The sequence below is a fragment of the Streptomyces sp. NPDC086519 genome (assembly GCF_040686075.1).
GTDB lineage: Bacteria > Actinomycetota > Actinomycetes > Streptomycetales > Streptomycetaceae > Streptomyces > Streptomyces shenzhenensis.
On record NZ_JBFBJL010000034.1, the window covers coordinates 26,059 to 38,766 of the forward strand.

Sequence of the window (12,708 nt, forward strand, 5' to 3'; positions counted from 1 at the left end):
GCGCGGTGGCGCGGTGGCGCGGTGGCGCGGTGGCGCGGTGGCGCGGTGGCGCGGTGGCGCGGTGGCGCGGTGGCGCGGTGGCGCGGTGGCGCGGTGGCGCGGTACGTGGGGCCCTGGCCGGAGGCGGCCGAGGCCGTCACCGCCTGACCGGAACGGGGCACGGCGGGTGGCCCGGCCGTTTCCTATCCTGGACCGGTCCGCCACCACCTCCCGTGCGAAAGAGGCCCCCGTTGGAGCAGCGCCCCACCTCCCGGCAGATCCCGGTAGTCGTCCTCGCCGGATTCCTGGGGGCCGGGAAGACCACGCTCCTCAATCACCTGCTGCACCGCAGCGGGGGCAGCCGGATCGGGGCGATCGTCAATGACTTCGGAGCCATCGAGATCGACGCGATGGCCGTGGCCGGGGCCCTCGGCGACTCGACCGTCTCGCTCGGCAACGGGTGCCTGTGCTGTGCCGTCGACGCCAGTGAGCTGGACGTCTACCTGGAGCGGCTGGCACGCCCCGCCACGGGTGTCGACGTCATCGTGATCGAGGCCAGCGGTCTCGCCGAACCTCAGGAACTCGTCCGCATGCTGCTCGCCAGCGAGCATCCCGGGATCGTCTACGGCGGCCTCGTCGAGGTCGTCGACGCCGCCGAGTTCGACGGTACGCGCGCGAAGCACCCCGAGATCGACCGGCATCTCGCCCTCGCCGACCTGGTCGTCGTCAACAAGCTCGACCGGACCGCGGCGGGCGGCGAGCGCGTCCTCGGCATCGTGCGGTCGCTCAGCGACCGCGGGGCCGCCGTCGTCCCCGCGACCTACGGCCGTATCGACCCCGAGTTCCTGTTCGACTGCCGGCCGGGCGGGGAACGCCTCGGACAGCTGTCCTTCGACGACCTGCACGACCGCCACGACGACGGCACGCACGAGGGACACCTGCACACCGCCTACGACAGCCTGTCCTTCGCCTCCGAGCTGCCCCTCGACCCCCGTCGGCTGATGGCCTTCCTCGACAGCCGGCCCGAGGGGCTCTACCGGATCAAGGGGTACGTCGACTTCGGTCCGTACGACACGGGCAACCGGTACGCCGTGCATGCCGTGGGTCGGTTTCTGCGGTTCCACCCCGAGGCCTGGGGGCCCGGCGAGGAGCGGCTCACCCAACTCGTGCTGATCGGCTCCGGCATCGACGAGGCCGCGCTGCGCAAGGAACTGGAGGCGTGCACGAACGACGCCCCACACACCGACGAACACGGCATGTGGGGCGTCCTGCGCTACGTACCGGGCCTGGCGGAAGGCCCTGACGACGGCGACGAGGTCTGACTAGACCGGACCCGCCATCACCGACACCGTCTTCGGGAGCGACACGCCGGAGCCGTCGCGGCGCGGGTCGATCTCCGGGAGGTCGGCCGGGGTGCCGGTCTTCTGGGCCGCCTTCGCCGGGACCGGGCCCGCCCAGGCGAAGGACAGACAGTCCTCGCCCTTCAGGAACCGCTGGCAGCGCACGCCACCGGTGGCCCGGCCCTTGCGTGGGTACTGGTCGAACGGGGTCAGCTTGGCCGTGGTCTGCACCGAGTCGTCGAGCGTGCCGCGCGAGCCGGCCACCGTGAAGACCACCGCGTCGGCCGCCGGGTCGACGGCCGTGAAGGAGATGACCTTCGCGCCCTCCGTGAGCTTGATGCCCGCCATACCGCCCGCCGGACGGCCCTGCGGACGCACCTGGGAGGCCTGGTAGCGCAGCAGTTGCGCGTCGTCCGTGATGAAGACCAGGTCCTCCTCGCCGGTGCGCAGCTCCACCGCGCCGACGATCCGGTCGCCCTCCTTGAGGGTGATGACCTCCAACTCGTCCTTGTTGGACGGGTAGTCGGGAACCACCCGCTTGACCACGCCCTGCTCGGTGCCGAGGGCGAGACCCGGCGAGGACTCGTCCAGCGTGGTCAGGCAGACCACCGACTCGCCGTCCTGAAGGGAGAGGAACTCGGAGAGGGGCGCGCCGCCGGCGAGGTTCGGGGCGGTCGCGGTCTCCGGGAGCTGGGGGAGGTCGACGACGTTGATGCGCAGCAGGCGGCCCGTCGAGGTGACCGCGCCGACCTCACCGCGCGCGGTCGCGGGCACCGCCGAGACGATGACGTCGTGCTTGGCGCGCTTGCCGTCGGTGTCCTCCGGGAACGGCTCGCCGTTCGTCGTGCGCGCCAGCAGGCCCGTCGAGGACAGCAGCACCCGGCACGGGTCGTCGGCCACCTGGAGCGGCACCACGGCCGCCGAAGCGCCCGACGCCTCCAACAGGACCGTGCGCCGCTCGGTGCCGAACTTCTTCGCCACCGCGGCCAGTTCCGCCGAGACCAGCTTGCGCAGCTCCGCGTCCGAGTCCAGGATCCGGGTCAGCTCGGCGATCTCCGCGGTGAGCTTGTCCTTCTCCGCGTCCAGCTCGATGCGGTCGTACTTGGTCAGTCGGCGCAGGGGCGTGTCGAGGATGTACTGGGTCTGGATCTCCGACAGCGAGAAGCGCCCGATCAGCCGCTCCTTGGCCTGTGCGCTGTTCTCGCTGGAGCGGATCAGACGGATCACCTCGTCGATGTCGACGAGGGCGGTGAGCAGGCCCTCCACCAGGTGCAGCCGGTCGCGGCGCTTGCCGCGGCGGAACTCGCTGCGCCGGCGGACCACGTCGAAGCGGTGGTCCAGGTAGACCTCGAGGAGCTCCTTCAGGCCCAGCGTGAGCGGCTGGCCGTCCACCAGCGCCACGTTGTTGATGCCGAAGGACTCCTCCATCGGCGTCAGCTTGTAGAGCTGCTCCAGGACCGCCTCCGGCACGAAGCCGTTCTTGATCTCGACGACCAGACGCAGTCCGTGCTCGCGGTCGGTGAGGTCCTTGACATCGGCGATGCCCTGGAGCTTCTTGGCGTTGACCAGGTCCTTGATCTTGCCGATGACCTTCTCGGGGCCGACGGTGAACGGCAGTTCGGTGATGACCAGACCCTTGCGGCGGGCCGTCACCGTCTCCACCTCCACCGTCGCCCGGATCTTGAAGGTGCCGCGGCCCGTCTCGTAGGCGTCCCTGACGCCCTCCAGGCCGACGATCCGGCCGCCGGTCGGCAGGTCGGGGCCCGGGACGTGCTTCATCAGCGTGCCCAGGTCCGCGTTCGGGTAGCGGATCAGGTGGCGGGCGGCCGCGATCACCTCGCCGAGGTTGTGCGGCGGCATGTTCGTCGCCATGCCGACCGCGATCCCCGACGAGCCGTTGACCAGCAGGTTCGGGAAGGCGGCGGGCAGCGCCACCGGCTCCTGCTCCTGGCCGTCGTAGTTGGGCGCGAAGTCGACCGTGTCCTCGTCGATCGACTCGGTCATCAGGCTGGTCGCCTCGGCCATCCGGCATTCGGTGTACCGCATGGCGGCCGGCGGGTCGTCGTTGCCCAGCGAGCCGAAGTTGCCGTGGCCGTCGACCAGCGGGACGCGCATCGAGAACGGCTGGGCCATGCGCACCAGCGCGTCGTAGATCGACGAGTCGCCGTGCGGGTGCAGCTTGCCCATCACCTCGCCGACCACGCGCGCGCACTTCACATAGCCGCGCTCGGGGCGCAGCCCCATCTCGTTCATCTGGTAGACGATCCGGCGGTGCACCGGCTTGAGGCCGTCGCGGGCGTCCGGCAGGGCGCGCGAGTAGATGACCGAGTACGCGTACTCGAGGTAGGAGCCGCGCATCTCGTCCACGACGTCGATGTCGAGGATCCTCTCCTCGAACGCGTCGTCGGGCGGCGGGGTCTTCGTGCTGCGGCGGGCCATCGCTGCCGGCTCCTTGCTCATGCGTGAACGGATCTGACGCGGACCATTGTGGACCGCGGCACTGACAACCCGGGCCAGGGCCCGGTCGCCGCGGCCCGCCCCGGTGCCGGAAGCCGTCACAGGGCGGGTGGGACGCAGGCTACGCGATCCGCCCGTGCGATCCGCTGTGGGCGTACGTCGTGCGGGAACTTCGCCGGGTCCCCGCACGCTTGCATACAGTGGCAGGACCGGCATAAAAACCGCGGTTCGAGACCGCTTCCGCGAGCGAAGGGACGTACATGCCCATGGGTCACACGACCACGGCCGAGACAGGCTCCGGAGGCCTGGCAGCGACCGAGCACCGCTTGGCCAACGGTCTGCGCGTGGTGCTCTCCGAGGACCACCTGACCCCGGTCGCGGCGGTCTGCCTCTGGTACGACGTCGGTTCCCGGCACGAAGTCAAGGGCCGTACCGGCCTGGCTCACCTTTTCGAGCACCTGATGTTCCAGGGCTCCGCCCAGGTGAAGGGCAACGGCCACTTCGAGCTCGTCCAGGGCGCCGGCGGCTCGCTCAACGGCACCACCAGCTTCGAGCGCACCAACTACTTCGAGACCATGCCCACCCACCAGCTGGAGCTCGCCCTCTGGCTGGAGGCCGACCGCATGGGCTCCCTGCTCGCCGCCCTCGACGACGAGTCGATGGAGAACCAGCGGGACGTCGTCAAGAACGAGCGCCGCCAGCGCTACGACAACGTCCCCTACGGCACCGCCTTCGAGAAGCTGACCGCGCTCGCCTACCCGGAGGGCCACCCCTACCACCACACGCCGATCGGCTCGATGGCGGACCTGGACGCGGCCACCCTGGAGGACGCCCGCGCGTTCTTCCGCACCTACTACGCGCCCAACAACGCCGTCCTGTCGGTCGTCGGCGACATCGACCCGGAACAGACGCTCGCCTGGATCGAGAAGTACTTCGGTTCCATCCCGGCGCACGACGGCAAGCCCACCCCGCGCGACGGCTCGCTGCCCGACGTCATCGGCGAACAGCTGCGCGAGGTCGTCGTGGAGGAGGTGCCCGCACGCGCGTTGATGGCCGCCTACCGGCTCCCGGAGGACGGCACGCGCGCGTCCGACGCGGCCGACCTGGCCCTCACCGTCCTCGGCGGCGGCGAGTCCTCCCGGCTCTACAACCGCCTGGTGCGGCGCGACCGCACGGCCGTCGCCGCCGGCTTCGGGCTGCTGCGGCTCGCCGGGGCGCCCTCCCTGGGCTGGCTCGACGTGAAGACCTCAGGTGACGTCGAGGTGCCGGTCATCGAGGCCGCCATCGACGAGGAGCTCGCCCGGTTCGCCGCGGAGGGCCCGACGCCCGAGGAGATGGAGCGCGCCCAGGCCCAGTTGGAGCGCGAGTGGCTGGACCGGCTCGGCACCGTCGCGGGCCGCGCCGACGAACTGTGCCGGTTCGCCGTCCTGTTCGGCGACCCGCAGCTCGCCCTGACCGCCGTCCAGCGCGTTCTCCAGATCACCCCCGAGGAGGTCCAGGAGGTCGCCAAGGCCCGCCTGCGTCCCGACAACCGCGCGGTGCTCGTCTACGAGCCGCTGTCCGCGGAGTCCGCGGAGCACACCCAGGAGGCGGGGCGCGGCGAGGACCCGGAGCAGGAAGCGACCGTAGAGGCCGGCAACGAGAACGAGGAGACGGCCAAGTGACCGAGCTCGCCACCATGGACTTCCACCCCCGGCCGCAGCCCGGCGAGGCCAGGCCCTGGGCCTTCCCCGCCCCCGAGCGCGGCACCCTGGACAACGGCCTGACCGTGCTGCGCTGCCACCGACCCGGCCAGCAGGTCGTCGCCGTCGAGGTACTCCTGGACGCGCCCCTGGACGCCGAGCCGGCCGGCCTGGACGGCGTCGCCACGATCATGGCGCGCGCCTTCTCCGAGGGCACCGACAAGCACTCCGCCGAGGAGTTCGCCGCCGAGCTGGAGCGGGCCGGCGCCACCCTCGACGCGCACGCCGACCACCCCGGCGTCCGGATCAGCCTGGAGGTCCCGGCCTCCCGGCTCGCCAAGGGCCTCGGGCTGCTCTCCGACGCCCTCAGGGCGCCCGCCTTCGCCGAGAGCGAGGTCGAACGGCTGGTCCGCAACCGCCTCGACGAGATCCCGCACGAGCTGGCCAACCCCAGCCGCCGGGCCGCCAAGGAGCTCTACAAGGAGCTGTTCCCGGCCACCGTGCGGATGTCCCGGCCGCGCCAGGGCACCGAGGACACGGTCGAGAAGATCGACGCGACCGCCGTCCGCGCGTTCTACGACCGGCACGTCCGCCCCGCCACGGCCACCGCGGTCGTCGTCGGCGACCTGACCGGCATCGACCTCGACGAGCTGCTCGGCGAGACCCTGGGCGCCTGGCGCGGCTCCACCGCCCAGCCCCGGCCGGTCCCGCCCGTCTCCGCCGACGACACCGGCCGGGTCGTCATCGTGGACCGCCCCGGCGCCGTCCAGACCCAGCTGCTGATCGGCCGCGTCGGCCCCGACCGGCACGACCGCGTCTGGCCCGCCCAGGTGCTCGGCACCTACTGCCTGGGCGGCACCCTCACCTCCCGTCTGGACCGCGTCCTGCGCGAGGAGAAGGGCTACACCTACGGCGTCCGCTCCTTCGGGCAGGTCCTGCGCTCCGCCCCCGACGGCACCGGCGCCTCGATGCTCGCCATCAGCGGCTCCGTGGACACCCCGAACACCGGCCCGGCGCTGACCGACCTGTGGACGGTGCTGCGCACGCTCGCCGCCGAGGGACTCACGGACGCCGAGCGCGACGTGGCCGTGCAGAACCTCGTTGGGGTGGCGCCGCTCAAGTACGAGACGGCGGCGGCCGTCGCGGGCACCCTGGCCGACCAGGTCGAGCAGCACCTGCCCGACGACTTCCAGGCCACGCTCTACCGGCAACTCGCGGGCACCGGCACGGTGGAGGCCACCGCGGCGGTCGTGAACGCCTTCCCGGTGGACCGCCTGGTGACCGTCCTGGTCGGGGACGCGGCGCAGATCAAGGAGCCCGTCGAGGCCCTCGGCATCGGCGGCGTCACGGTCGTCGCGGCGGAGTAGCCGCACGCGACTCCGGCGGAGCAGCTGCACGCAACTCCACGCGCGCGTGCGGAGCCCTGGTGGCCGACGGCCACCAGGGCTCTCGAATGTCCGAATTGGGATGGAGGTTGCCTGTCTGCCCTGTGGGATGCGCTACAAAAGCCGTGATCCGTTTGGGCATTGAAAGCAGCCCCTCATAGGTTCTTCCGGGCTGTCCGTCAGGCAGTGCGCCGCGCCCGCGGCACCGGACAGCCATCGCCGAGTCCCCGTACGGCGCGAGCCAGGGGAGCCGGGGACCCACGCAGTCCCTGGGGTGAATCGGGCGCCCGCGCGTACCGCGAGGGGGCCCGTAGGAGACCTTCCTGCTCCGAACCCGTCAGCTAACCCGGTAGGCGAGAGGGAAGGAAAGGACCAGCCTCTACATGGCGTTCATGTGCGCCTCCGGGAAGCACCGTCGTCCCGGCCGGGTGAAGCGCACCACCGCGCAGGCCGCCGGCATCGCGGCCCTCACCACCACGGGTGTCATCGGCACCGTCTCGGCCGCCCCCGCGCTCGCCGCCGAGAACTCCGTCGAGCAGACCGGCCTCACCCCGGTCATCACGATGAGCGATTCCGTCGCCGAGCAGATCGACGCCCAGGCAGCGGCCCAGAAGGCCGTCGCCGAGCGCAAGGCGGCCGCGGAGGCCGCCCGCCAGAAGGCCGCCGAGCAGGCCAGGAAGGAGCGCGCGGCCAAGGCGCGCGCCGCCCGCGCGGCCGAGCGCAAGCGCCTGAACACCTTCGTCGCGCCGATCAGCGACTCCTACGTGTCCACCGGCTACCAGACCGGCGGCTCCCTGTGGTCCTCCGGCACCCACACCGGCATCGACTTCCACGCCGCCAGCGGCACCGTCGTGCACGCGGTCGGCACCGGCACGGTCGTCTCCACCGGCTGGGGCGGGGCGTACGGCAACGAGATCGTCATCAGGATGGCCGATGGCATGTACACCCAGTACGGCCACCTCTCGTCCATCGGCGTCTCGGTGGGCCAGAAGGTCACCCCGGGCCAGCAGATCGGCCTCTCCGGCGCGACCGGCAACACCACCGGCCCCCACCTTCACTTCGAGGCCCGCACCACCCCGGACTACGGCTCCGACGTCGACCCGGTCGCCTACCTCCGCAAGCACGGCGTGCACGTCTGACAGGAGCCGGCGGGCGACCGGGCGGCGCGCCCCGTGGGAAACGCGGCGTGGCCAGGTCCCGGGGACGCCCGACGACATCCGGTGAGATCTTCCGAAGCCCCGGCCCGGTGCCGGGGCTTTCGTCGTTTTCGTACACCCGGTGTCCAAAATATATCCCCGGATTCCGGCCCGCCGTCGGAAATTCCGGCTCATTGCAATAGAGTCACGGAACGGGCGCCACTCGGCGGCGTTTCACGGGGATTAAGGCGGAGGTCGGTCATGCGTATTCCGGCGCACTCGGTATGCACGGCGATCCGGGACGACATCGTCGCGGGTGTCTACGAGCGAGGCAGCCGGCTCACCGAGGAACTCCTGGCCCGCCGTTACGGGGTCTCGCGCGTCCCGGTCCGCGAGGCCCTGCGCACCCTGGAGGCCGAGGGGTTCGTGGTGACGCGCCGGCATGCGGGCGCGTGCGTCGCCGAACCGACCGAGCAGGAGGCCGCCGACCTGCTGGAGATGCGCATGCTCCTGGAGCCGCTCGGCGCTCTGCGGGCCGCCCAGCGCCGCACCGAGGCCCACCTGAAGGTGTTGCGCGGACTGGTCAGGCTGGGCCAGGAGCGGGCCAGGCGGGGCAACAGCGAGGACCTGCGCTCCCTGGGTGGCTGGTTCCACGAGACGCTCGCCCAGGCCTCCGGCAGCCACGCCCTGACCTCGACACTGACCCAGTTGCGGCACAAGATCGCCTGGATGTACACCACGGAGACGCCCGCCAACCCCGTGGAGTCCTGGACGGAGCACGGCGCCATCGTGGACGCGGTGGCGCGCGGCGACGGCGAGCGTGCCCGGGCGATCACGGCACTGCACACCGAGCGCTCGACGGTCTCCCACCGGCTCCGCTTCTCCGGCACCACCGAACGGGCGAACGGTGTGAGGACTTCGCAACACCCCGTAAACATGTCGGGCCTGCGGCATTAACACGCGCACCGTATACAAAGAAGTGTTATTCGGCGGGGCCTGTTTTCTGTGCCCTAATTCACGCGCGCCGGGAATTAGCGGTCGCGCTTCTTTCGTCTGCCCGCGGTAAAGCCGGGCGCCGGAGCCTTCACGAACTCGGGGGCGGATCCCTCGCAAAGCCGTGTGCGGCCCTGCCATGAAGTCATGTGCGGCTGTCATGGAATGACGGCACATGCGGGGCGGACGACGGGGCCGGGCCGTCCCCCGTGGGAGTCGGCCCGGCCCCGGACGTGCGGATGCCCGGTGCTCAGACGGTCTCGGGGAGCTCCTCGAGACCCTCGGCGACCAGCTTGGCCAGGCGGTCGAGGGCGGCCTCGGCGTCCTCGGCCTCGGAGGCGAGGACGACTTCCTCGCCGCCCTGGGCGCCCAGCCCCAGGACAGCCAGCATGGAGGCCGCGTTGACGGGGCTGCCCCCGGCCTTGGCGATCGTCACCGGGACGCCTGCGGCCGTGGCGGCTCGGACGAAGATGGAAGCGGGGCGGGCGTGGAGGCCCTCGGCCCAGCCGACGTTGACGCGGCGCTCAGCCATGTGATGCTGCCCTTCGGTGTTCAGGGTTGTCTAGACCAGTTTTCCATACCGTGAAGCGACCCCGGAGCGGACATCGGTTGCTCCGGGTGTGCCGCCGGACCGCGGCCTCGGTCCGGCTTCCGTCCTCCACAGACTGCCTCGCGCCATTGTCGGACGCGAGCCGTACTCTGGGGGCCATGCAGACCCCGGCGGACCCGCAGGACCGGCACGAGTACCCGTCCCACTGGGAGGCTGACGTGGTGCTGCGCGACGGCGGTACCGCGCGCATCCGACCCATCGCCGTTGATGACGCCGACCGCCTGGTCAGCTTCTACGAGCAGGTCTCGGACGAGTCGAAGTACTACCGCTTCTTCGCGCCCTACCCCAGGCTCTCCGCCAAGGACGTCCACCGCTTCACGCACCACGACTTTGTGGACAGGGTGGGACTCGCGGCCACCATCGGCGGCGAGTTCATCGCAACCGTACGCTATGACCGCATTGGCGCCGACGGGTCGCCCGCCTCCGCACCCGCCGACGAGGCCGAGGTCGCCTTCCTCGTCCAGGACGCCCACCAGGGCCGGGGCGTCGCCTCCGCCCTGCTGGAGCACATCGCCGCTGTCGCGCGCGAGCGCGGGATCCGCCGCTTCGCCGCCGAGGTGCTGCCCGCCAACAGCAAGATGATCAAGGTGTTCACGGACGCCGGCTACACCCAGAAGCGCAGCTTCGAGGACGGCGTCGTCCGCCTGGAGTTCGACCTGGAGCCCACCGACCGCTCCCTCGCGGTGCAGCGCGCCCGCGAGCAGCGCGCGGAGGCCCGTTCGGTACGACGGCTGCTGGCGCCCTCCTCCGTGGCCGTGATCGGCGTCGGCCGGGCGCCCGGCGGGGTCGGCCGCAGCGTCCTCGGCAACCTCAGGGACGCCGGCTACACCGGCCGCCTGCACGCCGTGAACCAGGCCTTCCCGGACGACCTCAAGGAGGTCGACGGGGTGCTCGCGCACCGCTCGGTGAGGGACATCGACGGCCCTGTCGACCTGGCGGTGGTCGCCGTACCCGCCGAGCACGTGCCCCAGGTCGTCACCGAGTGCGGCGAACACGGCGTGCAGGGACTCGTCGTCCTCGCGGCCGGCTACGCGGAGAGCGGCCCCGACGGCCGCGAGCGCCAGCGCGCGCTCGTCCGGCAGGCGCGCACGTACGGCATGCGCATCGTCGGCCCCAACGCCTTCGGGATCATCAACACCGCGGACGACGTCCGGCTGAACGCCTCCCTCGCGCCCGAGATGCCCCGCCCCGGCCGCATCGGCCTGTTCGCGCAGTCCGGCGCCATCGGCATCGCCCTGCTGTCCCGGTTGCAGCGGCGCGGCGGCGGCGTCACCGGCACCACGGGCGTCTCCACCTTCGTCTCGTCCGGCAACCGCGCGGACGTCTCCGGCAACGACGTCCTCCAGTACTGGTACGACGACCCCGAGACCGACGTCGTCCTCATGTACCTGGAGTCCATCGGCAACCCGCGCAAGTTCACCCGCCTCGCCCGGCGGACGGGGACGGCGAAGCCGCTGGTCGTGGTGCAGGGCGCGGGGCAGGCCCCGCCGGGCCACGCGATACGGGCCACGCGGCTGCCGCATGCCACGGTGTCCGCGCTGCTGAGGCAGGCCGGGGTGATCCGGGTGGACACGATCACCGAGCTGGTCGACGCGGGGCTGCTGCTCGCGCGGCAGCCGCTGCCGGCCGGGCCGCGGGTGGCGATTCTCGGGAACTCGGAGTCGCTCGGGCTGCTCACGTACGACCGGTGCCTGGCCGAGGGGCTGCGGCCGGCCCGGCCGCTGGACCTGACGACGCGGGCGAGTGCCGAGGACTTCCGCCGGGCGCTGTCGCAGGCGCTGACGGACGAGTCGTGCGACGCGGTGGTCGTCACGGCGATCCCGACGATCGGAGAGGGTGCGGTCGGGGACGCGGAGCTGGCGGAGGCGCTCAGGTCGGCGGCCGAAGAGGTTCCGGGGAAGCCGGTTCTCGTGGTGCACGTGGAGCTCGGGGGGCTTGCGGAGGCGCTTTCCGCCGCGGGCCGTACCGCACCGCACGCAGGTGCGACGGCACCCGGCACGGGTGGCGGTGCCCGCCCGTCCCGCCCTGCGGAGCGCCTGCCCACCGGGGTAACGGCGGAAGCCACCGGGGTAACGGCGGAAGCGGAGACGCCGTCCGTCGCGCTGCCCCCGTCCCCCAAGCCCCCCGCCCCCCACCCCTGCTCCCGCCTCATCCCGGCCTACCCCGCCGCCGAGCGGGCCGTCCGCGCCCTCGCCGAAGCCGTGAAGTACGGGCAGTGGCGGCGCGAGGCCGCCGAGCCCGGGAAGGTGCCCGAGTACGACGACATCGACGAGAAGGGGGCCGCCGAGCTGATCGGCGCCCTGCTGGAGCGGGGGGAGGGACTCGCCATCGGCGTCGAGGAGACCTGCCGGCTCCTCGGCAGGTACGGCATCGCCGTGCACCGCGCGCTGCCCGCCCCCACCCCGGAGGCCGCCGTCGAAGCCGCCCGCACCCTCGGCTATCCCGTCGCCCTCAAGGCCACCGCCCCCCACCTGCGCCACCGCGCCGATCTGGGCGGAGTGCGGCTGGACCTGGCGGACGAAGAGCAACTGCGCCGCGCGTACGACGAGTTGAGCGAGCTGTTCGGGGCGCCCGAGGAGCTGCGGCCGGTGGTGCAGCGAATGGCACCCCGGGGCGTCGACACCGTCGTACGGGCCGTGATCGACCCGGCCGCCGGGGCCGTGCTGTCCTTCGGCCTCGCCGGAGCCGCCTCGCAGCTGCTCGGCGACATGGCGCACCGGCTGGTTCCCGTCACCGACCGGGACGCGACCTCGCTGGTGCGTTCGATCCGGACCGCGCCCCTGCTGTTCGGCTGGCGCGGCTCGGACCCCGTCGACACGCCTGCCCTGGAGGAGCTGCTGCTCAGGGTCTCCCGGCTGGTCGACGACCACCCCGAGGTGGTCGCGGTCACCCTGGAACCGGTCGTGGTCGCGCGGCACGGCGTGAGTGTCCTGGGGGCCACCGTGCGCCTCGCGCCACCGCCGGCCCGTGACGATCTGGGCCCGCGCACCCTGCCCGCCTACTGACCGCCACCGTGCCCCGTCGGCCGGGGCGAACGCCCGCACCCGTCGGCGGTGTTCGATCCGGCCGCGGGCGACGGCGGCGGCCCCGGACGCGGCCGTGCGCGACTGGCCCGGGTCCCCTTGA

The 12,708-nt window shown here is 72.3% G+C and carries 8 protein-coding genes and 1 riboswitch; of the genes, 6 read left to right on the top strand and 2 right to left on the bottom strand.

What is annotated here, in order from left to right:
* Positions 1 to 230 precede the first annotated feature (230 nt).
* On the top strand, positions 231 to 1,301 hold the full coding sequence (locus tag AB0P24_RS28785) for a GTP-binding protein (RefSeq protein ID WP_365798960.1): 1,071 nt from the start codon (positions 231 to 233) through the stop codon (positions 1,299 to 1,301).
* Here AB0P24_RS28785 and AB0P24_RS28790 read toward each other — a convergent pair whose 3' ends face one another.
* Positions 1,302 to 3,758 (bottom strand): DNA topoisomerase IV subunit A, encoded by a 2,457-nt coding sequence (locus AB0P24_RS28790; RefSeq protein WP_365798962.1) that lies wholly within the window; start codon positions 3,756 to 3,758, stop codon positions 1,302 to 1,304. It lies immediately after the preceding gene.
* Between the two features lie 278 nt (positions 3,759 to 4,036).
* Here AB0P24_RS28790 and AB0P24_RS28795 point away from each other — a divergent pair, with 278 nt between their 5' ends.
* From AB0P24_RS28795 to AB0P24_RS28810, 4 genes are all read left to right on the top strand, one after another.
* Positions 4,037 to 5,440: a pitrilysin family protein gene (locus AB0P24_RS28795; protein WP_365798964.1), complete on the top strand. Its 1,404-nt coding sequence runs from the start codon at positions 4,037 to 4,039 to the stop codon at positions 5,438 to 5,440.
* On the top strand, positions 5,437 to 6,825 hold the full coding sequence (locus AB0P24_RS28800) for a pitrilysin family protein (protein ID WP_365798966.1): 1,389 nt from the start codon (positions 5,437 to 5,439) through the stop codon (positions 6,823 to 6,825). Before AB0P24_RS28795 ends, AB0P24_RS28800 begins: the two co-directional genes overlap by 4 nt.
* A 225-nt stretch (positions 6,826 to 7,050) precedes the next feature.
* A riboswitch (cyclic di-AMP (ydaO/yuaA leader) is annotated at positions 7,051 to 7,214 on the top strand.
* 12 nt (positions 7,215 to 7,226) lie between these two features.
* The gene (locus AB0P24_RS28805) at positions 7,227 to 7,982 is read left to right on the top strand and encodes a M23 family metallopeptidase (RefSeq protein ID WP_365798968.1); all 756 of its coding nucleotides are present in this window, start codon (positions 7,227 to 7,229) and stop codon (positions 7,980 to 7,982) included.
* Positions 7,983 to 8,240: 258 nt separating this feature from the next.
* Positions 8,241 to 8,936, top strand: coding sequence for a GntR family transcriptional regulator (locus tag AB0P24_RS28810; protein WP_365798970.1), 696 nt, complete (start codon positions 8,241 to 8,243; stop codon positions 8,934 to 8,936).
* A gap of 286 nt (positions 8,937 to 9,222) precedes the next feature.
* On the opposite strand, the gene AB0P24_RS28815 is transcribed toward AB0P24_RS28810, so the two are convergent.
* The gene (locus tag AB0P24_RS28815) at positions 9,223 to 9,504 is read right to left on the bottom strand and encodes an HPr family phosphocarrier protein (protein ID WP_365798972.1); all 282 of its coding nucleotides are present in this window, start codon (positions 9,502 to 9,504) and stop codon (positions 9,223 to 9,225) included.
* Positions 9,505 to 9,680: 176 nt separating this feature from the next.
* Between AB0P24_RS28815 and AB0P24_RS28820 the strand changes: the two genes are divergently transcribed.
* Positions 9,681 to 12,587 carry a GNAT family N-acetyltransferase gene (locus AB0P24_RS28820; RefSeq protein ID WP_365798974.1) on the top strand — a complete coding sequence of 969 codons (2,907 nt, stop codon included), beginning with the start codon at positions 9,681 to 9,683 and terminating at the stop codon, positions 12,585 to 12,587.
* Positions 12,588 to 12,708: the final 121 nt, after the last annotated feature.